19 protein-coding genes are annotated in these 24,453 nt (G+C 64.7%); all 19 read right to left on the bottom strand.

Going from position 1 to position 24,453, the window contains the following annotated elements; all coding sequences use genetic code 11:
* Positions 1-57: 57 nt before the first annotated feature.
* The gene (locus tag LPA36_RS21325; protein WP_228881079.1) at positions 58-1,614 is read right to left on the bottom strand and encodes an acyl-CoA synthetase; all 1,557 of its coding nucleotides are present in this window, start codon (positions 1,612-1,614) and stop codon (positions 58-60) included.
* Positions 1,615-1,713: 99 nt separating this feature from the next.
* Positions 1,714-2,508, bottom strand: coding sequence for a crotonase/enoyl-CoA hydratase family protein (locus LPA36_RS21320; RefSeq protein ID WP_228881076.1), 795 nt, complete (start codon positions 2,506-2,508; stop codon positions 1,714-1,716).
* A 51-nt stretch (positions 2,509-2,559) separates the two neighbouring features.
* Complete coding sequence (locus LPA36_RS21315; protein ID WP_228881073.1) at positions 2,560-3,552, bottom strand: acyl-CoA dehydrogenase family protein; 993 nt, start codon at positions 3,550-3,552, stop codon at positions 2,560-2,562.
* Positions 3,553-3,578: 26 nt separating this feature from the next.
* The gene (locus LPA36_RS21310; RefSeq protein ID WP_228881070.1) at positions 3,579-4,736 is read right to left on the bottom strand and encodes an acyl-CoA dehydrogenase family protein; all 1,158 of its coding nucleotides are present in this window, start codon (positions 4,734-4,736) and stop codon (positions 3,579-3,581) included.
* A gap of 42 nt (positions 4,737-4,778) precedes the next feature.
* Positions 4,779-6,347 (bottom strand): acyl-CoA synthetase, encoded by a 1,569-nt coding sequence (locus LPA36_RS21305; protein ID WP_228881068.1) that lies wholly within the window; start codon positions 6,345-6,347, stop codon positions 4,779-4,781.
* Between the two features lie 36 nt (positions 6,348-6,383).
* Positions 6,384-7,319 (bottom strand): SDR family oxidoreductase, encoded by a 936-nt coding sequence (locus tag LPA36_RS21300; protein WP_228881066.1) that lies wholly within the window; start codon positions 7,317-7,319, stop codon positions 6,384-6,386.
* Positions 7,320-7,390: 71 nt separating this feature from the next.
* Positions 7,391-8,578, bottom strand: a complete 1,188-nt coding sequence (locus tag LPA36_RS21295; RefSeq protein WP_228881063.1) for a lipid-transfer protein — start codon at positions 8,576-8,578, stop codon at positions 7,391-7,393.
* Between the two features lie 26 nt (positions 8,579-8,604).
* A complete protein-coding gene (locus tag LPA36_RS21290; RefSeq protein WP_228881061.1) occupies positions 8,605-9,744 on the bottom strand; it encodes an acyl-CoA dehydrogenase family protein in 1,140 nt (379 codons plus the stop codon).
* A 100-nt stretch (positions 9,745-9,844) separates the two neighbouring features.
* The gene (locus LPA36_RS21285; protein ID WP_228881059.1) at positions 9,845-12,640 is read right to left on the bottom strand and encodes a LuxR C-terminal-related transcriptional regulator; all 2,796 of its coding nucleotides are present in this window, start codon (positions 12,638-12,640) and stop codon (positions 9,845-9,847) included.
* Between the two features lie 210 nt (positions 12,641-12,850).
* On the bottom strand, positions 12,851-14,773 hold the full coding sequence (locus LPA36_RS21280) for an SMP-30/gluconolactonase/LRE family protein (protein ID WP_228881056.1): 1,923 nt from the start codon (positions 14,771-14,773) through the stop codon (positions 12,851-12,853).
* Between the two features lie 246 nt (positions 14,774-15,019).
* The gene (locus tag LPA36_RS21275; protein WP_228881054.1) at positions 15,020-15,409 is read right to left on the bottom strand and encodes a nuclear transport factor 2 family protein; all 390 of its coding nucleotides are present in this window, start codon (positions 15,407-15,409) and stop codon (positions 15,020-15,022) included.
* A 64-nt stretch (positions 15,410-15,473) separates the two neighbouring features.
* Positions 15,474-16,352: an NAD(P)-dependent oxidoreductase gene (locus LPA36_RS21270; RefSeq protein WP_228881053.1), complete on the bottom strand. Its 879-nt coding sequence runs from the start codon at positions 16,350-16,352 to the stop codon at positions 15,474-15,476.
* Positions 16,352-16,693, bottom strand: coding sequence for a YciI family protein (locus tag LPA36_RS21265; protein ID WP_228881050.1), 342 nt, complete (start codon positions 16,691-16,693; stop codon positions 16,352-16,354). Before LPA36_RS21265 ends, LPA36_RS21270 begins: the two co-directional genes overlap by 1 nt.
* Positions 16,694-16,697: 4 nt before the next feature.
* Positions 16,698-17,564 (bottom strand): intradiol ring-cleavage dioxygenase, encoded by an 867-nt coding sequence (locus LPA36_RS21260; RefSeq protein WP_228881048.1) that lies wholly within the window; start codon positions 17,562-17,564, stop codon positions 16,698-16,700.
* A 101-nt stretch (positions 17,565-17,665) separates the two neighbouring features.
* Positions 17,666-18,724 (bottom strand): maleylacetate reductase, encoded by a 1,059-nt coding sequence (locus LPA36_RS21255; protein WP_228881046.1) that lies wholly within the window; start codon positions 18,722-18,724, stop codon positions 17,666-17,668.
* A gap of 95 nt (positions 18,725-18,819) precedes the next feature.
* Positions 18,820-19,617: a citryl-CoA lyase gene (locus LPA36_RS21250; RefSeq protein ID WP_228881042.1), complete on the bottom strand. Its 798-nt coding sequence runs from the start codon at positions 19,615-19,617 to the stop codon at positions 18,820-18,822.
* Positions 19,617-21,113: a class I adenylate-forming enzyme family protein gene (locus LPA36_RS21245; RefSeq protein WP_228881038.1), complete on the bottom strand. Its 1,497-nt coding sequence runs from the start codon at positions 21,111-21,113 to the stop codon at positions 19,617-19,619. The genes LPA36_RS21250 and LPA36_RS21245 overlap by 1 nt, the downstream gene beginning before the upstream one ends.
* A gap of 157 nt (positions 21,114-21,270) precedes the next feature.
* Entirely contained in the window at positions 21,271-22,977 is a 1,707-nt protein-coding gene (locus LPA36_RS21240; RefSeq protein ID WP_324250961.1) for a GMC family oxidoreductase, read from the bottom strand.
* 39 nt (positions 22,978-23,016) lie between these two features.
* A complete protein-coding gene (locus LPA36_RS21235) occupies positions 23,017-24,393 on the bottom strand; it encodes an amidohydrolase family protein (protein ID WP_228881036.1) in 1,377 nt (458 codons plus the stop codon).
* Between the last annotated feature and the right edge of the window lie 60 nt (positions 24,394-24,453).

Below are 24,453 nucleotides of genomic sequence, written 5' to 3'. Positions count from 1 at the left end.
TGGAAGTAAGCCAGAATGCGGGGGAAACCGGACCACCCCGACCGGGTGGCGAAGCGCTCAGTTGACGGCGCGTGTCCTGCCCGACCAGTACGGCGCGCGGATTCCGCGCTTCAGGATCTTGCCGGCGGCCGATAGCGGGAGTTGCTCGCGGAACTCGACGGTTTTCGGACACTTGTAGCCGGCGATGTGCTGGCGACAGTGTTCGCGGACCTCCTCCTCACCCAGCGTTGCGCCAGGCTTGCACACGATGACAGCGTGTACGGCTTCGCCCCACTTTTCGTGCGGGATGCCGATGACCGCGCACGCGGCGACCGCCGGATGGCGGACGATCACGCTCTCCACCTCCGCGGAATACACGTTCTCGCCGCCGCTGACGATCATGTCCTTGATGCGGTCCACGATGTAGAGATAGCCCTCGTCATCCATGTATGCGCCGTCGCCGGTATGGAGCCAGCCGTCGCGCAGCGTCTGCGCGGTTTCCTCTGGCTTCTTCCAGTAACCCGCCATGACGTTCGGCCCGCGCACGACGATCTCGCCGACCGTGCCACGCGGCACCACCTGGCCGTCGGCATCGACTACTTTCACCATCAGCCCCGGCAGGCCGCGGCCGATCGAGCGGTAGCGGCCGCCTCTGCGTCCCGCTTCGTCGTGACTGGAAGGCGAATTGGCCGAGATACTGGGACACGCCTCGGTCATGCCGTACGAATGCGCCAGTTCGACGCCGGGCAGGCATTCGATCACACGATCCAGCAGCGATTCGGGAATCGGCGACGCGCCGTACGTGAGACGTTTCAGGCTGGACAGATCGGTACGGGCGAAGTCCGGATGATTGAGCACCGCCTGGATCATGGTCGGCACAAGCAGCGTTTCGCTGACACGCTCCTCGCCAATTGCCTTCAACACGTCGCCCGCGTCGAACGCCGGGATGATCACATGCGCCTCGCCCGCGACGAACTGCACGAGCGCGCGTCCGAGCCCCGCGACGTGGAAGAACGGCGCTGCGTGCAGCACTGCGGTATCGGGCAGGGGCGCCGACTCGGCAATCCGCATGATCGACGACGACCACATGTTCAGATGCGTTTGCATCACGCCCTTCGGAAAACCCGTCGTGCCGCCCGTGTACATGATGCAGGCGAGATCCGCTCCACCGCGGCCGGCATCCCGCATCGGCAGCGACGACGCGATCAACGCATCGAACGAGAGCATGTCCGGCGGCGGTGCGGCATCGCCCGCATGGACCAGGACCGGCGCATTTCGCGCGAGCGCGCATACCTCCCGCGCGGCTCCGATGAAACTGTCGTCGACGATCAGGATGCGCGTCTCGCAATCGTCCATCGAATACGCGATCTCCGCCGCGCTCCAGCGCACATTGACCGGGTTCAGCACGCCGCCGCCCCACCAGACACCCATCGCGTATTCGAGGTAACGGTCCGAGTTGAGCGCAAGCATGCCAACCCGGTCGCCATCGGCCATGCCGAGCCCGCGCAACGCAGCAGCAAGGCGCGCCACACGGTCCGCGAATTCGCGAAAGGTCCGCTTGCGCCCCCTGAACGAAATCGCTACCCGGTCCGGGTTCTGCTGCAGCGAGCGATGCAGGCCCTGGGTCAGATACATGCTTGTCTCCTTCGCTATGTGTGAGCCTTTACGGGAGCCGCGCTGCCGAACGAACGCGCGGTGACGGTGCCCATGCACACCGGACGACCCGCACGCGCTTTATCCATTGAACGACGGCGGCCGCTTCTCGATGAACGCGGCGACGGCTTCGCGATGATCGGCCGTCTGATGCGAGAGCGTCTGATAAGCCGCCGACATTTCCAGCAGCGTATCCAGGCGGCAGTGCATGCCTTCGCGCAGGAGCCGCTTTGCAAGCCGTACGGCGTGCGGAGGATTGGCCGCGATCGAGCGCGCAAGGTCCTGCGCCGTCGCGAGCAACGCGTCGGGTGACACGATCCGGGAAACCAGATTCCATGCGAGCGCCTGCTGTGCGTCGATCATCTGCCCGGTGAAGGTCAACTCCGCCGCCCTCGACATGCCGATGATGCGCGGTAGCAGCCACGCGCCGCCGTCGCCAGGAATGATGCCGAGCTTCACGAAACTCTCGGCGAATTTTGCCGACTCAGACGCAATGCGGATATCGCACATGCACGCGAGATCGAGACCCGCGCCGATCGCCGCGCCGTTGACAGCAGCGATGACGGGCACCTCCAGATTGAACAGCGCCAGCGGCAATTGCTGGATGCCGCGTCGATAGTCCTGACGTACTTCCATGCCGGGCATGCTGCCCGATGCGTGCCGCTCCATGTCACGGATATTGCCGCCCGACGAGAAAGCGCTGCCCGCGCCGGTCAGGATCACCGCCCGCACCTGCCGGTCGGCTTCGATCCGTGCGATCGCCGTCAGGAACTCCTCGACTGCCGTATTGCCCGTGAGCGGATTGCGTCGCTCCGGTTCGTTCATCGTCAACGTGACGATGTGCCCGTCCTGCTCATACTTCAGAAATGTGTTCATGCTTGTGTGGACCGGTTCTGCTGCTTTAAGGGATTGCTGCCGACGGCGCGCTCATGCAGCGTTTCCATAGGGCGCCGTGCGTGCGAAGTCAGCAATCGTGGCGTACTCCTGCGTGAGGAGCGCGTTACCCACCATGCGATTCCAGAACGCCTCAGAGCCATCCGCCATGCGCCATTCGTGCATCCTGCGCGTGAAAAGCTGGAGATCGTATTCGGCGGTCACGCCGATCGCGCCGTGCAACGCATGTGCTGTCGACGCCACCAGCGGCACCGCCATGCTGGTGCGTGCCTTGGCGATTGCCGTCGCAAGCCGTTCGGGCACCACACCCTCACCGGAGAACGCGAGTTCGGCCGCCATGGCGGCTGATGCGACGTGCTGTGCCATCACACTCAACTGATGCTGCACAGCCTGGAATTTGCCGATCGACTTGCCGAACTGCGACCGGTCGTTGCAGTACTGCAGCGTCATGCCGAAGACACGATCCATTGCGCCGGCGATAGCCGCCGCATGAATCGCCGCGCTGAACAGCAACACTGCCTCTCCGGCCGACGAAAACGCGCCCGGCACAGCGGCAGCACGCCAGCTGAGCGTGCCAGCAGCGCTGCCGTGTACGCCACAGGGTTTGCGTTCTGCGCGGGTTGCGTCGAGCAGAACCAGCTCGCCATCGACATTCGCCAGCACGTGGTCGCACAGCATGCCAAACGGCACGTGGGACGCTTCCAGTGCACCGTCAGCACGGCGACGGCAGGCGCCGGCGAGCGTCGTCATGCCGCCTGGCACGGCGTCATGCAACAGCGCACGCGCCGCAATACTCTGTGCGAACGGCAGCGGCAGCGCATAACGTCCAAGCGCGGTGAAAACGGGTGCAACAACGGGCAGAGACAGTCCCGCGCCGCCGGCACTTTCCGGTGTCAGCAACGCCAGGAACCCGGCCTCTTCCAGCGCGTTCCACAGCGGCGACGCGGCGCCGCCTTTCTCGATGGCGCGGATGGCTTCGGGCGTCGCATAGTCGCGCAGGATGGCTTCGATGGCTTCAGTAAACATGCAGGTTTCTTCCTGATCCGGAGGAGTTAGCGCAATCCGAGGCCGCGCGCGATCATCCCGCGCAGCACTTCGCGCGTGCCGCCGCGCAACGAGAAAGTCGGCGAAATCTGGCTGAGGTACGCCACCGTGCGATAGAGCTCGGGATCGAACACCTGCGCGGGATCTGCGCTGATCACGGCTTCCAGTTGCGCGGGAATCGCCTGCTCGAACGCCGTGCCGATGTCCTTGACGAGCGCCGCCTCGACGACCGGGCTCTCGCCGCGCGCGAGCCGCGCGGTCACCGCGATCGACAGACAGCGCAACGTGGCCAGTTGCGTCACGAAGCTGCCGAGCAAAGCAGTTTCCGCATCGCTCGCGCCGTGGCGGCGCAGATGGTCGCGCCAGCAATCGAGCAGCACGACGCTTGAATAAAGCCGTTCGGGTCCGCTTCGTTCGAAGGCAAGTTCGGCGGTGACCTGATGCCAGCCGCCGCCCTCTTCGCCGATTAACGTGTCGTTCGCGAGGAACACGTCGTCGAAGGTGACTTCGGAGAAATGGGCGTCACCGGTGAGGTCGGTGATCGGCCGCACCTCGACGCCTGGCAGCGAAAGGTCGACGATGAACTGCGAGAGGCCCTTTTGCCGGTCCTCCGGTGCGCCCGACGAACGCACGAGCGCGATCATGTACTGGCAATGCTGCGCGTTCGTCGTCCAGATCTTGCGTCCTGTCAGACGCCAGCCGCCATCGCAGCGCACTGCACGTGTTCGCACGCTCGCGAGGTCGGAACCTGAGTCGGGCTCGCTCATGCCGATGCAGAAAAACGCGGTGGCCGCGCAGATTCGCGGCAGGTAGAAGTCCTTCTGCGCTTCAGTGCCGTAGCGCAGGATCAGCGGACCGCTTTGACGGTCGGCGATCCAGTGTGCGGCCACCGGCGCGCCTGCAGCCAGCAATTCCTCCACCAGCACGAAACGACGGAATGCATCCATGCCCGCGCCGCCGTAGTTGACCGGCAACGTCAAGCCGATCCAGCCGCGCGCCGCGAGGCGCCGGCTGAAGTCCGCGTCGAAGCCCATCCACGATCGGGCGCGAATGTCGGCCGGCGCCGCCGGCAGATTTCCAGCGAGGAAATGCTTCACTTCGGCACGAAAGGCTTCTGCCTCGGCGGGCAGCGATGTCAGGTGAAAGGCATCCAGCAGATTGCTCACGTCTCACTCCAGTTTTTTTTCAACGGGTACAACCGCTCGCGGCTACGTGGACGAACGCGTCGCCGGCACGTTGTAGCGCTCGCGCAGCGCCTGCTTGTAAAGCTTGCCTGTCGGCAGTCGCGGCATCACATCGATGAAGTCGATCGAGCGCGGCACCATGTAGCGCGCGACTCGCGTGCGCAGGTATTCCAGCAGCCGTTCCGCAAGCGCGTCCGATGGCGTGACGCCTGGCGCCGGTTCGACGATCGCCTTGACCTGTTCGCCCATCTCGGCATCGGGCACGCCGATCACGGCCGCATCGTGCACCTCCGGATGCACGGCAAGCGCGTCTTCAATCGCCTGCGGATAGATGTTGACGCCGCCCGAGATGATCATGAACGCCTTGCGATCGGTCAGATACAGAAAGCCGTCGCTGTCCACGCGGCCGATATCGCCGACCGCCGTCCACGTCGGATGGCGTGGATGCTGCGCGGCACGCGTCTTGTCCGGATCGTTGTGATAGTGGAACGGCAACTGGTCCCGCTCGAAATAGACGGTCCCGGTCTCGCCCACTGGCAATTCGTTGCCCTCTTCGTCGCAGATATGGATGACGCCGAGCAGCGCGCGACCCACCGACCCCGGATGCGCAAGCCACTCCTCGGTACCGAGCGTGGTCACGCCATTGCCTTCGGTCGACGAGTAATACTCTTCGATGATCGGCCCCCACCAGTCGATCATCTGCCGCTTGATCTCCTGCGGGCACGGTGCGGCAGCATGGATCGCCACCCGGTGGCTCGAGAGATCAAACGCGTTACGCACGGCGGGTTCGAGCCTGAGCATGCGGATCAGCATGGTCGGCACCCACTGGCTGTGCGTGACCTGGTAGCGCTCGATTGCGCGCAGTGCTTCGAGCGGATCGAACTTCTCCATGAAGACCACGGTGCCGCCGCCGAACTGCGTTTCGATTCCGTAGCCGAGTGGCGCCGTGTGATAGAGCGGCGCAGGCGACAGATACACGGTGTGCGCGTCAAAACCATAACGCTCGAATTGCGGACGACGCGCGGAGCCGGAGCCTTCCGTCACCCGTCCCTGGGGTTGTGCGCGGATGATGCCTTTCGGACGCCCGGTTGTGCCCGAGCTGTAGATCAGCGTTGCACCGAGCCATTCGTCGGCGAGGCGCTTCGCGGGATGGCGCTCCACGAGCGCCTCATAGCTGTCCCAGCCCTCAATCGTGCCGTCTATCATCAGCCGCAGACGGCACGTCGGCATCAACTCCGTCAGTTCCGCCGCAAGCTCGCGCATCGCATGCGAGCTGATCACGACCTGCGCACGGCTGTCCTCGATAATGCCCGCCGCTTCCGCAGCGGTCAGGTACCGGTTGACCGGCGTGATCACGAGACCCGAACGGAGCGCGGCCCAGCACACCTCGAAGCAGCGCATGTTGTTCTCGAGCACCATCGCGATGTGATCGCCGCGCCGCAGCCCCGCTGCGTACAGACACTGAGCGAAGCGATTCGACCGGTCATCGAGTTCCCGATATGTCAGGACCACGCCGCTCGTGCTGTTGATCGCGGCGGGTTTGTCCGGTGTCAGTTCCGCATGGTCGCCGAGATACTTCGGGGTTCCGCTCATGCACACACTCCTCTGAGGCGGGACAGCTTCAAGTGCTTACGCCACCGTCGCCGGCCGCTCGCCGGAGGTCAACGCATTCGGCGCAGCCTCTTCCACCAGCCCCGGGATCAGCGCGCCGAGTTCAGCTACGTCCCAGCGGCCGTCCTTTTCGATGCGCGGACCAGCATTCCATCCCTCCGCCACCGTGATACGACCGCCACGCACGCCGAATACCCGGCCTGTGACACAGCCGGATTCGGTGCTGCCAAGCCACGCCACCAGCGGCGCGACATTGCCGGCATCGAGCGGATCGAAGCCTGCCGGCGCGCCTGCGGTGAATTCGTCGCGCCGCGTCGCAAAGATATCTTCGGTCAGGCGGCTCATCGCGGTCGGATAGATCGCGTTCACGGTGACGCCGTAGCGCTCCAGCTCGCGCGACGCAATCACCGACATCGCCGCGATACCCGCCTTCGCCGCGCCATAGTTGGCCTGGCCCGCGTTGCAGTACAGCCCCGACGACGAACTGGTGTTGATCAGACGCGCGATGCGCTGACGTCCGGCCTTGGCCTCATCGCGCCAGTACGCGGCGGCGTGGCGCGAAGGTGCGAACGTGCCGCGCATGTGCACGCGAATCACCGAGTCCCAGTCTTCCTCGCTCATGTTGGCGAGCGTGCGGTCGCGCAGGATACCGGCGTTGTTGACCAGCACGTCGAGTCCGCCGAACGCGGAGATCGCGGTGTCGATCATGTTCTTCGCGCCGTTCCAGTCGGCTACGTCGTCGAAGTTCGCAACGGCTTCACCGCCGAGCGCCTCGATTTCCGCGACAACATCGAGCGCCGGGCCGCTCGCCGCGCCTGAACCATCACCCTTGCCACCCAGATCGTTGACGACCACTTTCGCGCCATGACGGGCGAACTCCAGCGCGTATTCGCGTCCGAGGCCGCGACCGGCGCCGGTAACGACGACCACGCGATTCTTGCAAAGCTGCTCCATGCGAAACCTCTGTCCAGGTTGCTACGTAAAGTTTGCGCGCGGCGCGGCACCAACGCCGCGCCGGTCTTCAATCAGTTCCTGCCATACAGTGTGACGACGCACGCGCCACCGAGGCCAAGGTTGTGCTGAAGCGCGAGCTTTGCGCCCTGCACCTGGCGCTGGTCGGCGGTACCACGCAGCTGGTGTGTCAACTCGTAACACTGTGCAAGACCCGTAGCACCGAGCGGATGTCCCTTGGAAAGCAGGCCGCCCGACGGATTCACCACGACCTTCCCGCCGTACGTGTTGTCGCCGTCGCTGACGAACTTCTCGGCGCCGCCCTCAGGACAAAAACCAAGCGACTCGTAGCAGATCACTTCGTTGTGCGCGAAACAGTCGTGCAGTTCGCAGACATCGATATCTTCCGGGCCGATACCCGCTTTCTCGTAGACGCTGTTCGCGGCCGAACGGGTCATGTGCGTGCCCACGTAATTAAGCATCGAAGGCGGATCGAACGAGGCAGGCGGATCGGTCGTGAGGGATTGCGCGACGATCTGCACATCCGTGCGCAGGCCATGCTTCTTCGCGAACTTTTCGGAGACGAGGATTGCAGCAGCGCCGCCGCACGTCGGCGGGCAGGCCATCAGACGCGTCATCACGCCCGGCATCAGCACCGTGTCGTTCATGACGTCTTCCGTTGTCATCTGCTTGCGAAACAGCGCTAGCGGGTTGTTCGCCGCGTGGCGGCTCGCCTTCGCGCGCACTGCGGCGAATGTCTCCATGCGCGTGCCGTAACGCTGCATGTGTTCACGACCCGCGCCGCCAAAAGTGCGAAGCGCCTGCGGAAGATGCGCGAGGTCGGCGGTCAGGCCGTGCATGATCGGCACGAAACGCGCGCGCGTTACCGGGCGGTCGTCCCAGTGCGACTTCAATGCGCCTGCCTGCATCTGTTCGAAACCGAGCGCCAGCACGCAGTCGGCATCGCCGGTGGCGATCGCCTGGCGCGCGAGATAGAGCGCGGTCGATCCCGTCGAGCAGTTATTGTTGACGTTGACGATCGGAATACCCGTCATGCCCACTTCGTACAGCGCCGTCTGTCCGCACGTGGAGTCCCCATATACGTAGCCGGCGAATGCCTGCTGCACCAGGTCGTAGGCAATGCCGGCATCGGCCAGCGCACGGCGGGTCGCTTCGGCGCCCATTTCGATGTAGCTCTGGCTCGCGCCCGGTTTGGCGAACTGGATCATCCCGACGCCGGCTACCAGTACTTTCTCGCTCATGATGCTTCCTCAAAAGGTAATCAGACTTACAGCCTGCGCGAGATGAGATCCCGCAGCACTTCGCTCGTCCCGCCGAAGATGCGCGTCACGCGCATGTCGGCGAACGCGCGGGCAATCGGATACTCAAGCATGTAGCCGTAGCCGCCATGCAACTGCACCATTTCGTCGATGCACTTCCACATCGCTTCGGTCGCGAACAGCTTCGCGATGGCCGCTTCCTGCAGCGTGAGCCTGCGCTCCATGTGCTCGCGAATGTAGTAGTCAACGAGCGTGCGAACCGCGACGGCCTGCGCCTTCACGTCGGCGAGCTTGAACTTTGTGTTCTGGAAGTCCCACACGGTCTGGTTGAACGCGCGGCGGTCCTTGACGTATTGCAGCGTCAGTTCGAGCTGCCGTTCGAGCTTCGCCGCGCAATACACCGCGATGATCAGGCGCTCCTGGGGCAGCTCTTCCATCAGGTGGATGAAGCCGCCGTTCTCGTTACCGATCAGGTTGGTCGCCGGCACACGCACGTTGTCGAAGAAAAGTTCCGCCGTATCGGCCGCAGCCTGGCCCACTTTCTCGAGCTTGCGACCACGGCGAAAGCCTTCACGATCCGTTTCGACCATGATGAGGCTCACGCCCTTCGCACCGGCGGACGGGTCCGTCTTGCAGACCACTACCACCATGTCGCAGTTCAGGCCGTTCGAGATGAAGGTCTTGCTGCCGTTGATGACGTAGTCGTCGCCGTCACGTACCGCAGTCGTGCGGATCGACTTCAGATCGGAGCCGGTACCGGGTTCGGTCATCGCGATGGCGAGGATTTTTTCGCCGCGGCAGATGGGCGGCAGCCAGTTGCGCTTCTGTTCTTCGGTGCCGAGCCGCACGATGTAGGGTGCGGTGATATCGGAGTGCACGGAATAGCTGAAGCCGGACACGCCCGCACGGTGCAGCTCTTCCGCGACGATCGCCGAATGGCCGAAATCGCCGCCGCCACCACCGTATTCTTCCGGCACGGTCACACACAGCAGACCTTCGCGGCCGGCTTTCAGCCACGTCTCGCGATCGACACAGCCCGCTTCGTCCCACTTTGCCTGACGCGGCAAACACTCGCGTTCGAAGAAACGCCGCGCGGTTTCACGCAGCATCTCGTGATCCTCGCGATAGACATTACGCTTGACTTCCACCGCACGCTCCTCATCGATTGATTGATCGGGCAACGCATACCGGTGTATCGGTCCGCTGCGTCAATGAATGGATTGTGCGCGGCGGTGGGTGCGAGCGAGCCTACCCCTGTGGAGTGGCAGTGGATGTCGGCATTTGCGAATGCGGCAGCGGCTTGCCGGCGCCGGCCTCGCGCATTCTTGCGACGGCGCCGTCACGGCCTGACACGTCCAGTTTCCGGTAGATGTTCTTCAGGTGCCACTTGACCGTGTCGAGTGAAACGTCCATCACGCGCGCAATTTTTTTGTTCGGCAGCGCCAGCGCAAGCAGGCCCAGCACTTCGTTTTCGCGTTCGCTCAGCGACAGGAACGGCACATGCGTCGCAGCCGTTTGTGATTCAACGGGCGCCGTTGCCTGCCCGGCGTCGATCAGCCGCTGTGCATGGAAGGCGAGTACGGGATCGAAGCCCTCCTCAAGCGGCAGTGCATTGAGAATCTGGCGGCATTCGCCGAGTTCGTCGAGCAGGCTGCGCATCAGTCCCAGCCGGTGACCCAGCCGCAACGCTTCAACCAGATGCTCGCGCGCGGCCTTGTCGTTGTGCCGCCCTTTCTCAGCGATCGACATCTGCATGCGCAGGCGGGCAACGCGGCACCAACGACCGCCCGCCTCGGATATCGCACGGAGCGGCTTGAGACGCGCCATCGCGCCATCAAAGTCGTTCAGATGCAGACACATGCAAATGCGCGCGAGATCTGCGCACACCTGGATCTCCCAGGCCGTGCTGCGCACCGCGCCGTCATAGCGTGCCGCGAGGGCTTCGCATCGCAGCAATGCCGTCTCGGCTTCGTCGAGACTTCCTTCGTCCAGCAGCCAGCGCGAGCGCAAACATAGCGCGTTCGCGAGGAGACGGTCTACGCCATGTGCCTTTGCGTAATCCTCAAGCCGTTCGAGGCAGTCGTATGCCTCAAGCCGTCGACCGGCGAACCAGTGCGCGCTCGCGAGCGCCACGAGCGCACGCAGGACCGTGTCCGGAATCGATACGCGCTCCAGCACATCGATGCGCTCTTCGAGCAGCCGGAATGCGGCATCGACATCGTTCAGTTCGTAAAGTGCCTCGCCAAGTAACGCCGCGGCCATGCACGCGATGCCGACATAGGCCGGCCCCTGTTTCTCCGCCTCGGCCAGCACGTCGCAAAAGACGCGCTCGGCGAGCAGCACCTGCCCTTCGGCAGCGTGCGTCATGCCGCTCATGCAGCGGCCGAGCAGGACACCACGCGGCGCGCCGCCGTGCAGCGCCCCCTCCTCCAGCACCTTGCGCGCCTGCTCATATTCGCCGCGAAGGATAAACATCCACGAGAGGATATTGCTGCGACCGGCATGCGTGAAATCGTCAGCGCCTGGGGGAATGCGCTGGAGTTCCGGCAACAGGGCCACAACCGAATCCGTATCGTCTCGCTGTAACGCGAGGCCGCCGCGCAGCAGCGCCAGTGCGTACCGCTGACGCGGGTCGGGCCGCTCGTTGCGGGATGCGATCTGCTGGATGCTCTGCGTGAGCGCGTCGGTTTCCCCTGCATACATCTGCAGGTACGCCATGATGACGCGCAGGTCGAAGCGCGCGCCAACCTGCGCTGGCGGCAGGCGGCGCATCAGGCCCGCAAGCTGGCCAAGTTCGCCTCGCGCGAGCAAATCGTGCGCGCACCCTTCCACGAGGTCGGCAGCGGCGTGTGCGTTGTCCGCCAGCACCGCCTGATGCACGGCTTCGTCGACGTAACCACGCGCACTGAGCCATTCCCAGGCCGCTGCGTGCAGTGCGCGCCGCTGCTCATCTGGCAGACCCGTGATCCTGCGTTGAAGAACCTCGCGCAGCAACGGATGCAGTCGATACCATGTTTCGCTGCCCTGCCCGACGCCGGTCTGCGTAATGAACAGGTTGTCGCCCTCCAGGCGACCGAGTCGCGCGGCGACGTCGCCATCGGCGCCGGTGTACCGCATCAAATGTGCGCACAGTGGCGCGCAGAATTGCTCGCACAGGGCCGCGCGGGTGAGCAGGAGCAGATTGTCGGGCGCAAGGCGCTCCAGCACTTCACGTTCGAAGTAGTGCGCGAAAGTCTCGGCATCGCGCACTGTTGCAGGCGTGAAGACTGCGTCTTTCCGCGTCTTGAGGTCGATGGCAAACAGTTGCAGGCCCGCGGCCCAGCCATCGGTCAGTTCGTGCACGACCTGCGCGTCGCGTTTTGCCACGTCGCCGAGTTGCTCACGCAAAAACCGCTCCGACTCCTCGGCCGAAAACCGCAGATCCTCGCGATCGAGTTCCGTCGCGAGGCCCTGCGCGCGCAGCCGCGCGAGCGACACCGGCAATGCGCGTCGCGAAGCCAGCACGACATGAAGCTGGGGCGGTGCGTAATCGAGCAGCCAGCGCAGCGCCTCCAGAATCCGGGCATTCCCGATGTGGTGGACGTCGTCGAGCATCAGGACCAGTTCGCGCTTGCGACGCCCGATGCCGCGCACAAGCGTGATCACCCAATGCTCGACAGCCCTGCCGTCGCTCCCGCGTCCGACGAGCAACTCCGCTTCGCGGACAATTGCCGGATCTACGCTCGCGAGGCTGGCGAGCAGCCCGCTAAAGAACGAGGTGAGGTCGTCGTCCTCGGGCACCAGCGATAGCCAGGCCACGTCGAAGTCCAGCGTCAGCATGGCCTGTCGCAGCGCGATCATGGTGCTGGTCTTGGCGCTGCCCGCCGGCCCCTGAATAACGACGCACCGCTGGCGTCGCGCTTCAAGGAGGCGCCCCAACAGTGCTTGGCGCGGCATCAGTTGCCGCGCTCCACGTGGCGGAGCCAGCCGCGTGCCAGTTACAGGCTCGATGGCGGGTCTGGGGGAGACGCGCTCTACTACTGAGGGTTCACCGGATTCGGACATGCTGAGAAAACGAAAGAGGCCAACGAACGTGCGCGCATGAAGCGACAGATAGCGTCGCCACGGAGCGCACTGGCAGCAGTATAGGAGTGCGCCGACATACTTCGGGTCATTTCGCGGCCCCCTACCCGATACGGGTGGGTGGCGGCGTCCGCCGCCACCCCCACGCAGAATCCGGCCCAAATGCTCCGGTTCCGCGCGCGGGGCGCGGGTTCAGCCAGGCGTCCAGCGATAAACGATGATGCTGGATTCGTTGTAGTTATCTTTCGTGATCACGTACTCGCCCGTCGATCGCAGATATGACCGGAGGCCGTACATCGAATCCACGTCATTGCCGACATCAACCTTACCCGCGCTGGTATTGGTCAACGTGATGGCGAGACTACCTGTGTTGAGATTGAACGCGTCGATGTTGGGCACGGTGTGCACGTATCCGACGAACAGATAGTTGCCGGCCGCCGTAATCGACTTGGGATTCGGGCTCGCGATGTTGATCACCGGATTCGGCGAGCTCTGGTTGCCTGCGCGCCAGCCGTGATACACCTCGATCCTCGTTCCGATCGACGTCCAGTCCGTGCTACCGCCAATGCCTTGCGCGAGGATCATCGTGTCGCTGCCGGCGAGGTAGATGATTCGCGTCATGGGTCTGATGGACCTCGGCGTGGAGTACGTCACAGGCGCGCCCCACGATGGCTTGCCGCTGGCATCGAAGCCCGTCAGCGGGTAGTAGTAGATGTGGTTCGTCCTGTCGAGGCCAGCCCAGATGTTCCCGTTGCTGTCGAGGCAGAATCCGCCGGTGACAGGTGCAGTCGTATTGAACGCGGCACCCGGCAGCGAGCCGTCCGGTATCGCGATGTAGCCGTTGGCCGCATTGAAATGGAAGAAGTAAAAGATCCCGGGGTTCTGGCCGGACGCCACAAGAATCCGGTTGGCCCCGACGGTCGCGAGGTGCGCGAAATGCTGGCCGCGCTGACCGTCGTTGATGTCGAGTCGTGGATCGGACGGATAGTCGACCGGATCGACCGTGTTCGCCACGAACGTTCCGCCCGCGCTGCCGGTATAGACGTTGAACCCGCCGTAGAAGTACGCGCCGTCCGTGCCGGGGTCCGGTGCCCCGTTGCCTTCGAAATTCAGTGCCTGAAGCTTCCATCGCAGGTTGCCCGAGCTGTCGTAGGCGTGAATGTCCGTGTTGCCGTTGCGGCCGAGATCCCAGGTGCCGCCCCAGGGATTGTTGAGCACATACAGATTGCCGGCCGAGTCCTTGCCGATGCCGGCCACGCGGGTGAACCGCTTGTCGCCGACCTGACCTTTGATGCCCGCGGTCGAGTCGAGATACCCGCCCCGAATACCGAACGTGCCAACCTGAATGGGTCTGCCGGCGGTCCTGAATATCTTGATGTTCATGTCAGGCCCCGAGTCGCCGGCCATGAGCTGTCGAGTGGCCGCGTCGAAATACAGCGCGGACGGCCGGGATGCAGCAGACATCTGGATCGTGTTCAAAGGCATGCCCGCGGGACTGAATTCGGCGATCGTGCCCGCGTTTTTCTGCGCGACCCAGATGTTGCCGGCGCCGTCCACGGCGAGCGCGCCTGGGCCCGCGACGTTGATATCCCGCTGCCAGACGCCGTCGGTGGTGAAGACGCGCACGCGATTTCCAGGGAAGTCGCTTGCATAGAGAAGCGAGCCCGACGTCGCGAGTCCGGTAACGACATCGGCACGCACCTCGGTCGTATCCGCGCTGACGGGAATAACGAGGTCACGCGTTTGAGTGGTCCGGTTGTATCGTCCTACCCGTCCACCGCCATCCGTTCTGCTGAACTGCAGGGCCGCGAAGATCGACGTTGCATTGCCCGTAATGGCGCTGCCCTGAAAGTCGTTGTGGAGCCCAATGGAACCTGCGCTCTGGCCATTCCGGTAGAGGGCGACGCCCCCTTCGTTTTCATCCCATAGCGATGCTGTATAGATAACGCCTTCGGGCGCCACCCACATGGAACGAGCGCCGTTACCGACGTAGGTGGTGCTCGTTCCGAACGTGTTCGCCAGCCAGTCGGTGGTGTACTGCGCCTGGCATTCCGGTGCAGTCGCCGCGCTGAGCACTGCGGCAGCGAATACGGCACAGACGCGTTGAATAACCATAAGCGATGTTCTCCTGAAACGTCTGGTCGCCTTGTCACAGGATGCGCATGCAACGAACGTGGCGCAACGCAGCGTCCTTGCGGACACTGTCCGATAGCATCATTGTAGTCAGTGGGGAGAAATGCGCTGGAGGCCGGTCGTCAATCGTTCGAGCGCACCGCGCCGGCATCGCGGCGATATGAACTGGTCGAACAGAAAATCTCCCCAGGCGCAACCGGTTGTGCGAACCGGAGCGCCCGGAGGCCGTCAGGCCGCCACCGGAATCGCGCCGGACTGCACGGCAAGCAGATGCCAGCCGTCGGGCTTGCGGACCCACACGGCGAGCGCGCGGCTCTCGAACGCCTTATGCACGCCACGCGTGATCATGCTGATCGCCAGTTTGCCGAACACGAGGACGATATCGCCATCCACCTGGTATCGCATCTCCGTGCGATCGATACTGCGGTAGTCCCAGACGCCCGTGCGCAGGCCTTCGATATAGCTGGATTTCGTGTCGGCGACGCCGGTCGAGTGCATGTAGACGAGCTTGTCGTCCAGTAGACGGTCGAGCACGGCAATATCCTTGCCCAGCATTGCCGCATATCGCTCGTCTTCGAGTTGCCGGACCGCTTCGACCGCCTGATCTGATTGGTTCATTTTATTGCTCCTGGATGGACACACCGACCGGCTTCTTCGCCGCCGGGGCGGTCTTCAATGCGTGCTAGATTTTCAGACCCGAGAGCCCGGCGATCACCTTCGCGCAGGCGAGGTAGTCTTCGTCACCCAGGCCGGAGGCTTCGGCGGCGGCCATGATCTGCTCGACCGCTGTTCCCAGCAGGATCGGTACCGTCAGATCGCGGGCGCCGTCGGTAATCAGCCGCAGGTCCTTGCGCATCTGCACAACGGTGAAGGCAGGCGTGAAGTCGAGTCGCTCGAGCGCATCGGCCTTCACTTTCAGATGCGGCGAGCCAATGGCGCTCGCGCTGATGGCGTCGAGCGCGACCTTCGGCTCGATGCCGCCCTTCGTGCAGAGTGCGTACGCCTCGCCCAGACTCGCGACGAGTGTGGTCACCATCAGATTGACGGCAAGCTTCATCACGCGGGCCTGCTCCGCGTCGCCCACCACGCGGATCGTCGAGGCCCATGCCGAGACGATCGGCCGGCCCCGCTCGACCGCTGCTTCGGGACCCGACATGAATGTCGTCAACGCGCCGTTCGCCGCGGCCGCGACCGACCCGGAAACCGGAGCACGCAGGTAGCCCATCTCCTGCGCGGCAGCACGCTTCGCGATGGCAGCGGAAGCGGCGACCGAAATGGTGCTGGTCTCGATCAGGAGCGCACCCGGTTTCGCGTACCGCAGCGCGCTTTCTTCGCCGGCCAGGATGTGCAATGCAACGGCGTCGTTGGGGAGCGAACTGATGATCGCGTCCGCATCGGCCACCGCGTCGTCAAGCGAAGTGACGACGTCGAGATTCAGACCGCGCGCGACAGCGCGACGCGCCTCGCTGACATCGAATACATGCACGACGTGTCCGGCCGCCGCGACCCGCGCGGCCATCGGTTCGCCCATCTTGCCGAAGCCCAGCCATAAAATGTTCATTACCCTCTCTCCTGCGCGCCCGCCGTGGGCTTTCCTTTCGCGCTGCCCGCCAGATACGGGTTCCCGCGACGCCATGCCCACTCGCGGATCTCCATCTGCGCTGTCAGTCCAGCCTGTGTATAGGGATCTGCCTTCATGAAGACCTGTACAGCGTCGATCGAGCCGGCCTCAAGTATCAGCAACGAGCCCACCTCGGCGCCCGTTTCATCGAGCAGCGGTCCGGTCTGAAGCACCCGCAAGCCGTCGGCGGCAGCATCGAGATGCACGACATGGCGCCCCTTCGTTTGTGCCCTTAGCGCAGTGCTGCCAGGATGATCCCTCGTGATAACGGCGACGAACATGGTGCTATTCCAACCGGGTGAGTACGAAGTCGTTCGCCAGTTCCCAGAAGGGTCCGCGAACACCAAACTGCTCCGCCGCGTCAGGCGAATCGTTGCGCCTGAACTCGCGGATCAGCGACGACTTCACTGCGAACACCACGTCCGAATCGAGATAGGTGTCTTCGGCGTCGAAGAGATGCGTGGTGAGCTTCCTGAAGCCGGGCGCCGACACGATCGCATGCAGGTGAGCGGGACGAAACGGATGCCGCGCCGTTGCGCGCAGCAACTCGCCGACCGGGCCGTCCGTCGGGATCGGATACGAAGTGGGCCGGATGGTTTTCATGAGAAATGCGCCGTCCGGCCTCGCGCGATACCAGCCACGCAGGTTGTCCTCAGGTTGCGACGTGTCCTGGATATCGTACATACCGTTCGCGTCGGTCTGCCAGATTTCGATCGTCGCGTCGGGCACCGGCTCTCCGTTAGCGTCGGTCACCCGGCCGTGAATCACGAGTGGCGTGTCGTCGCCCTCACGCAGCAGCACCGATTCGCCCCATTGGCGCTCGGGGGAGCCCGGCACATAAAACGGTCCGAGCACCGTCGATTCCGTCGCGCCCTCTTCGACGCCGGCACTGAGCATGTTGACAAGCGCGGAAACGCCGAGGTTGTCGGACAGCAGGATCATCTCCTGGCGCTTGTTATCGCTGATCTGGCCTGTCCTCGTCAGAAACTCGATTCCAGCGATCCATTCGGCCTCGGTCAGGCGCACGTCGCGCACGAACGCGTGCAGATGGCGGATCAGCGAATTCAGGACGGTACACAGGCGCGCATCCGGCGTGCTCGCGTATCGTTCAAGCACCACTTCCGTCAGTTCAGTTTCAGTCATGTTTCTCATAGCGTCTCCATCGCGTTCTAATTCACAGGTGTTGCATGACCGGGATCGCGTAATACATCGGTTTGCCGGTCGGCCAGGTTCCAGATCAGGGCGCGCGCGGTTCAACCGGGCGCTGCGCCTTCATAAGCACGCTGTAGCAGCGCGCGGATCGCTCCGCGTTCGAGTGGTCGCGGATTCGGATAGGGTGTTTGCGCCGCGAGATCCGCGGCGCGGTCGAGCGCGTCGGCCGGCATGCCAAGCTCCCGCAGCGAACGCGGCACGCCCAGCGACTGGCCGAGAGCATGAAGCCCGGCGACTGCGTCAGGACGTCCGAGCGCGCGTGCAATGCGAGCGATCGCGTGCGGCGCCGCCTCCGCGTTATATGCGAGAGCATACGGCAGGACGACCGCGTGCACTTCCGCGTGAGGCAGATTGAAACTGCCGCCGAGCGTATGGCACAGCTTGTGGTGCAGCCCCATCTGGACGTTGCCGAGTACCGTGCCGCACAACCATGCGCCATATTGCGCGTCGCTGCGCGCGTCGAGATCGGCGGGCGCATTTCGCAGACGCGGCAGCGCATGCGCGAGCGCACGAATGCCCTCCTCGGCCATCAGGCTGTAGACCGGATTGCCGTCCTGCGCGTACAGCGCCTCGGCCGCGTGCGCGATCGCATTCATGCCGCTCGTCATGCTCAGGGTTACGGGCAGCGCGAGCGTCAGTTCGGCGTCGTAGATGACGTGACGAGGCAGCACGCGCCAGTCGCGCCCGGTCTTCTTGATGCCGTCTTCGGTGATGCCGTACAACGGCGTCATTTCGGAGCCGGCGTAGGTTGTCGGCAACGCGACGACCGGCAGACCGGATTCCAGCGCGATTGCCTTCGCGAGACCGATCGCCGAACCGCCGCCGGCCGCGACGCAGCCATCGGCACCGAGTCGCCGGGCGGCGTCTGTCGCACTGCGTGCAACAGACGCCGGCACGTGCATGACCGCACTGGCGAGCACACCCGCACTACGTTCGCCAAGAATCCCGGCGATCTCTTCGCCAAGTGGCGCCTGCTCGGGCGTGGTCAGCACGAGTACGCGCCGCATCCCCGACCGGTCGAGTTCACGCGGCAAAAACTGACGACTGCCGGCGCCGAATACAATCCGGGTTGCATGGGCTTCGTGCACGAATGACTGCATGACTTGCATTCCTTGATTGATGTGATGGGCGGCTTGACGTGGCATTGGCGAAACTCGTCCGTGCGGTGTCACATACCGCCCGTCTGTGTACATTGTCAGACGGCGCCCTGTTCGTTGGCCTGTCGTTCGGGTGTCATTGCACGGTCGATCAGGTCCCAGATAAAGCGGCCCGAAGGCTCGCGCTGTTCCTCCGCGATATGGGCGATCAGGCCAGCCGCACGGCTCAACACCGCAAAGCCGCGCATCAACGCCGCCGGAATGCCGATGTCGCCAAGCACCGCCGCCACCGCACCGGTCGCATTGATCGTGATGTGACGTCCGGCTGCCGCATCCACTTCGGCGGCAAGCTGTTCGAGCGCCACGCAGCGCGCGCCGAAAGTGCCGCCGTCGCGGGCCAGTTGCAGCAGCGCGACGGCACGCGGGTCGTCCGGCTTGTGCAAATGATGGCCGAAACCGGGTACCGCCTCGCGCCGCGCACGGTAGTCCGTCGCGATGCGCTGCGCTTCGGCAGCGCCGTTTCCGGCTGCCGCGACGATCCGCTCAAGCAGTTCCGCAGCGGGCTCCATCGTGCCGACAAAGCGGCTCGCGACCGCCAGCAGGCCGGCCGCGACACCGGCCTGCAGATTCTCAGGCGAGCTTGCGTAGATCATCCGCGTGGCGATGACGCTCGGCGTCATGCCGTGTTCCATCAGCGTGACCAGCACCGCGTCGACAATACGGCGCTCGGCGGCAGTCGGCATCCTGCCGAAGGTCTGCTTCATGAACACGTCGACAAAACTCGCGCGGCCCAGCAGATCGCCCACCAGATCATCTTCGCCGTAGTAAACGGCGCCCGTGGTGTAGTGACACAGCGACGTGCGCGGGGCCGTCGATTTTGGATGTGGTGCGTCCATCAGTGGCTCCGCTCGTTGACGATCACTTCGCGAATCGCGGGCTTGAGCACCTTGCCAACCGCGCTGCGCGGCAGCGACTCGAACAGATGAACGTGCTTCGGCGCTTTCACCGAGCCGAGTTCCCGTTTGACGAGGCCAATCAGCTCGTCGACATCGACACTCATACCGGGGCGCAGTTGCACTGCCGCATGCACTGCCTCGCCCCACTTCTCATCGGGCACGCCGACCACGGAACAGTCGGCGATCGCCGGATGTGCCGAGAGCACCACCTCGACGTCGCCCGGATAGACGTTGAATCCGCCCGTGATGATCACGTCGCGAATCCGGTCGCGCAGGAACAGATAGCCGCGCTCGTCAAACACGCCTGCATCGCCGGTCCGCAGCCAGCCGTCGACGAGCGTCTTGCGTGTCTCCTCTTCGGCGCTCAGGTAGCCGCTCATCACAAGGTCGCCGCGCACGGCGATTTCCCCTTCTGCGCCCACCGGCAGCGGTGTGCCGTCCTTGCCGACGATAGCCACGCGCGTCATCAGCGAGGGCCGCCCCACCGACGCGAGATGTTCGCCCGTCATTCCCGCTGGGGGCAGGAACGTGATGATCTGCGGCGCTTCGGTCTGACCGAACGACGTGCACAGCACGGGTCCGAACACCGCCTGCGCAGCGCGAATCTGCTCGGGCCTCATCGGCGCGCCGCCGTAGACGAGATAGCGCAGGGCGGCGAGCCTTCGCGGCTCACGGCGCTGTTCATCCACGAGCGCGAGGATCAGCGTCGGCGGTGCGAAGAAGATCGTTGCGTCGTGCGCAGCGGCGGCATCGAGGAGGCCCGCGGGCTTCGTATGCTCCGGAAAAATCAGCGCGCCGCCCGCACCCAGCAACGGCAGCATGTACGTGGATGTTCCGTGCGTAAGCGGCGCGGCGACCAGATAGCGATCGTCGGGCGTGAGACCGAGTTCGTGAATCTGCGTCGCGATGTTTGCGTTCCATGCGCGCAGCGGCTGGATCACGCCCTTCGGAAATCCCGTCGTGCCACCCGTAAACTTGATCGCCTGCGCATCCTCGAGGCTCACGCCACCACGGGCATACGGGCCGAACGCGACCGCGCCGGTATCGCCGGCGTTGCGCGTCAGGTCGTCCAGCGGACGCAGCGGCGCCGGCACGCCCGCGAGACGCTCAAGCATGGCGGCGTCGGCGAGCACCAGCGACGGCCCAACAAACTCGACGATGCGCCGCAACTCCGGATCGCCGTTGCGCGGGTTGAGCGGCACCCACACCTTGCCTGCGGCGAGGATGGCAAGAATCGCCACGAGGTGATCCACGCTGTTCGCGGCGCCGACGCAGACGCGGCTGCGCGGCAGCGGATCGAGACGCGATAGCGCCGCCGCACGTGCCAGCACCTGCGCCGCGAGCGCGCCGAACGTCAGGTCGCCGGAAGGACTCACCACGGCGATCCGGTTCGGATGCCGATGCGCCGCGCGCCAAAGGAAATCAACTGGGTACATACGGACTTTCTCCCGGAATGAAATGGACGGATCGGGCCGCGCGTAGCGACAGTCGTTCAGTCCATAAAGACAAGAATACTTAATTATGTGAATGTTCGAACATTCGGATATACCCTGGACCATCAGGCGTTCCGGTTCCGAACCCGAGCCGGAGGGCTCAGTGCACTTCGGCGAAGGCGGTGTCGACCGGCACGCCGAGGATTCGGGCCGCCGCGTGTTCGGCAAGCATCACTGTCGGCAGGAAGGTGTTCGCGCTCGGGATCGCCGGCATCACCGACGCATCCACGACCCGCAGGCCGGCCATGCCATGAACCCGATAGTTGTCGTCCACAACCACCAGCGGATCGCGTTCGCTTCCCATCGCGCAGGTACCCACGGGATGACCCATCGGCGCAATCGACGACATCAGGTCTGCGTCGGAGAGGTTTGCGTTTCCGTGCGGCCCGACGAGCGGCCGCGCGTCCGGAAATGCGAGACCAAACGCGCGCCGCCGGACCGGTCCGGGCGAATTGAGCGCGGCCTTTGCGCCCGCGGCGATCAGTGCGCCGGTCATGCCGCCGCGATTGAACTGGCTGAGCGCCAGACCTGCGGGTAACAGGAACGCTTCGTTGTAGCTCGCTGCCACCGCCGGATCGCGCAACAGCCGCTCGGCGAGCCGCGCCGCCTTCAGGACGCGCGGAGCGTCGCGCGGGTCGTCGAGCATGCGAAAGTCGATGCGTGGATTGACGTGCGGACTCGCGCTCGCAAGCGTCACCGCGCCGGTGGAGAACGGCGTGTATAGCGCAGAGCCGACCATCGCCACATCGGTGCCGAACGATCGCGGGCTCACGCGCCCCAGCATGAACAGCATCAGGTCGCCGTCCGGACAGCCTGGCAGCCCCGACGACGCACGCAGGCCGGCGACCGCGAAGCGGCGCACGTGCGCCGCGAGACGGGCCCCGGGTGGCAGCGTCAGCGCGAAGAACTGGTACGCATGGTTCTGCAGGTTGCGTCCGACGCCGCGCAGGTCTGCCACTGGCTGGATGCCGAGCCGCGAAAGATCGTCCGCCGCACCGATGCCCGAACGCATCAGGATTGCGGGTGAATGGATCGCGCCCCCGCTCAGGACGACTTCACGCGCGTCGAGCGCGAACGTTTCGCCAGTGCGGATCGCATTGACACCTGTCACGCGGCGCCCGTCGAATCGCAGCGACGTCACGCAGGTACCTGACAGGATCGTGAGGTTCTCCCGCGCGCGCACTTCGCGGGTCAGATAGCACCGCGCGCTCGACGAGCGCGCGTGGGCATCGCAGCTTGCGGGCATGGCAAAGAAACCGTCGCCGGCCGTCGTGTTGATGTCCTCAGCAAACGGGAAGCCGAGACCGGCCGCTGCGTGCTCCATGCGCCGCACGAATTCCGGCCATTGCGCGCGCGGCGTCCGGCTGACCGGACATGCGCCGCGCGGTGCGCCGCCCATTGGACGGTCCAGGTCGTTCTCGACTTTTTCGAAGCACGCGGCGACCTCGTCCCAGCCAAAGCCGCGTGCCCCGTTCGCCGTCCAGCGCGCGTAATCGGAGGGCAGTCCGCGCAATGCGAACATTCCCATGATGCTAGAACCTCCGCCCATCACGCGCGCCTGCGGATACAGGCGCGGTGCCGCTCCGGCCACCGCAGTCGCTTCCAGTCCCGGCCAGAAGTAGTGCGGATTGAGCGTGGAACGCGGAAACGTGTCTTCGATGTCCGCGGGCGTCGCGCCGGGCGGCGTGTCGTCGCCGGCCTCGACGAGGACGACGCGATGCACGCGATCCGCCGAAAGCCGCGCGGCCAATGCCGCGCCGGCACTCCCGGCGCCCACTACGAGAAAATCCGTTCCTGCTGGTTCCACGCTGTCCCCCTTATCGACTGTTCAAGCCACCCGGCACATTCAGCGTGCCTGATACGGCGCGGGAATGAAGCGCTCGCCCGGCTTCACACCCGCTTTCGACAACACGTAGTCGCGCGAGCGGTTCAGCTCGCCAAGCACCTTGCGCTCGTCGATGCCGGTCAGCCTGCCGCCGCGCTTGACCACGCGCCCGGCCACCCACACGGTATCGACAAGCCCCGGATGCCCCGCGAGGACCACCGCGCCGACCGGGTTATTCAGCGGCGCCATTTCGAGGTTGTCCGCACGGATCATCACGATGTCGGCGTCCTTGCCCGGGGTCAGCGACCCGATCCGGCTGTCGAGCCGCAGTGCCTTCGCGCCGTTGATCGTTGCGAACTCGATCGCGTCCTGCGTATCGACCGGCAGGCGTTCCACCGAATAGCCGCCGCGGTCCGCGCGGTCGTGCGCCCAAGCGCGTTCGACGAGCAGCACCGTGCGCATCACCTGAAACAGATGGCCGCTGTTGCAGGTCGCGATGTCGATGCCGAGCGTCGGGCGCATGCCCACCTTCAGCAGCCTGCCGGTCACCGGCCAGCCGTGCCCCATCTGCAATTCGATTTCGGGCGTCATCGAAGCCGAGCATCCCGAGTCGGCCATCAACTGGAACTCGTCGTCGGCGAGCGAATTGCAATGCGAACAGATCACGTCTTCGCCGAGCAGTCCGTTCTCCGCCAGCCACGCGACCGGACGCCCCTTGCCCCACGCGCCATCGCCGACATGAACCGAAATCAGCGCATCGAGCTCACGTGCGAGCGCCCAGTCGTCGCGCGTGACGGCCTCGGTGGCGTACTGCGGGCCGCGCAATGCCATGCCGAGCTGCACCAGATCGTCCGACGACGAGAAGTGCTGCAGCTTGACGCGCCGCACGTCCTGCGAAGTCGGCAGATTGCTGACCGGCAGCCATTCTTCGTTCGAGTTGCCGTAGCACATGACGAAACGTCCGCGCGACGCCTTCAGCGCCTCGACCGCCGCATCGGTGTGCCCGGGCGTATTCATGTTGTGCGACCAGTCGAGCACCGTCGTCACACCGCCGTTCAGCGCTTCGTACGCGCCCGCGAGATTGGCGATGTAGATGTCCTCCGCGCGGAAGTGCTCGCCGAGCTGGCCGCGCACGCCCGCGAAGTACTGGTCGAGCGTCCAGTCCGCCGCGATGTTGCGCAGCGTCGTCTGCCAGATGTGCCGGTGCGTGTCGACCATGCCCGGCATCACGATCGTGCCCGTGCCGTCGACGGTTTCGGCACCGCCCGCGTCGAGTCCACGCCCGACCGCGCGTATTTTCGTGTCTTCGATCAGCACGTCGCAGTTGTCGACGTTACCGATCGCCAGGTCCACACTGATCACGCTCGCGTTACGAATCAAGGTGCGCTGTACCATCATCCCCTCCATCAAAAAATAAATAGAACTGCCGATCGTTTGCAAGCCTGCCCGCTGTGCGGC

Origin of the sequence: Paraburkholderia saeva (assembly GCF_907164555.1) — a bacterium.
GTDB classification, from domain to species: Bacteria; Pseudomonadota; Gammaproteobacteria; order Burkholderiales; family Burkholderiaceae; genus Paraburkholderia; species Paraburkholderia saeva.
Note: the sequence above shows the minus strand (reverse complement) of the source record. Positions and strands in the feature narration are given on the sequence as shown.

What these genes read in the sequence shown, in the direction of transcription:
- LPA36_RS21325 (WP_228881079.1), bottom strand. Translation starts at nt 1,614, where the DNA reads ATGTATCTGACCCAGGGCCTGCATCGCTCGCTGCAGCAGAACCCGGAC.
- LPA36_RS21320 (WP_228881076.1), bottom strand. Translation starts at nt 2,508, where the DNA reads ATGAACACATTTCTGAAGTATGAGCAGGACGGGCACATCGTCACGTTG.
- LPA36_RS21315 (WP_228881073.1), bottom strand. Translation starts at nt 3,552, where the DNA reads ATGTTTACTGAAGCCATCGAAGCCATCCTGCGCGACTATGCGACGCCC.
- LPA36_RS21305 (WP_228881068.1), bottom strand. Translation starts at nt 6,347, where the DNA reads ATGAGCGGAACCCCGAAGTATCTCGGCGACCATGCGGAACTGACACCG.
- LPA36_RS21300 (WP_228881066.1), bottom strand. Translation starts at nt 7,319, where the DNA reads ATGGAGCAGCTTTGCAAGAATCGCGTGGTCGTCGTTACCGGCGCCGGT.
- LPA36_RS21295 (WP_228881063.1), bottom strand. Translation starts at nt 8,578, where the DNA reads ATGAGCGAGAAAGTACTGGTAGCCGGCGTCGGGATGATCCAGTTCGCC.
- LPA36_RS21285 (WP_228881059.1), bottom strand. Translation starts at nt 12,640, where the DNA reads ATGTCCGAATCCGGTGAACCCTCAGTAGTAGAGCGCGTCTCCCCCAGA.
- LPA36_RS21280 (WP_228881056.1), bottom strand. Translation starts at nt 14,773, where the DNA reads ATGGTTATTCAACGCGTCTGTGCCGTATTCGCTGCCGCAGTGCTCAGC.
- LPA36_RS21275 (WP_228881054.1), bottom strand. Translation starts at nt 15,409, where the DNA reads ATGAACCAATCAGATCAGGCGGTCGAAGCGGTCCGGCAACTCGAAGAC.
- LPA36_RS21270 (WP_228881053.1), bottom strand. Translation starts at nt 16,352, where the DNA reads ATGAACATTTTATGGCTGGGCTTCGGCAAGATGGGCGAACCGATGGCC.
- LPA36_RS21265 (WP_228881050.1), bottom strand. Translation starts at nt 16,693, where the DNA reads ATGTTCGTCGCCGTTATCACGAGGGATCATCCTGGCAGCACTGCGCTA.
- LPA36_RS21260 (WP_228881048.1), bottom strand. Translation starts at nt 17,564, where the DNA reads ATGAGAAACATGACTGAAACTGAACTGACGGAAGTGGTGCTTGAACGA.
- LPA36_RS21255 (WP_228881046.1), bottom strand. Translation starts at nt 18,724, where the DNA reads ATGCAGTCATTCGTGCACGAAGCCCATGCAACCCGGATTGTATTCGGC.
- LPA36_RS21250 (WP_228881042.1), bottom strand. Translation starts at nt 19,617, where the DNA reads ATGGACGCACCACATCCAAAATCGACGGCCCCGCGCACGTCGCTGTGT.
- LPA36_RS21245 (WP_228881038.1), bottom strand. Translation starts at nt 21,113, where the DNA reads ATGTACCCAGTTGATTTCCTTTGGCGCGCGGCGCATCGGCATCCGAAC.
- LPA36_RS21235 (WP_228881036.1), bottom strand. Translation starts at nt 24,393, where the DNA reads ATGATGGTACAGCGCACCTTGATTCGTAACGCGAGCGTGATCAGTGTG.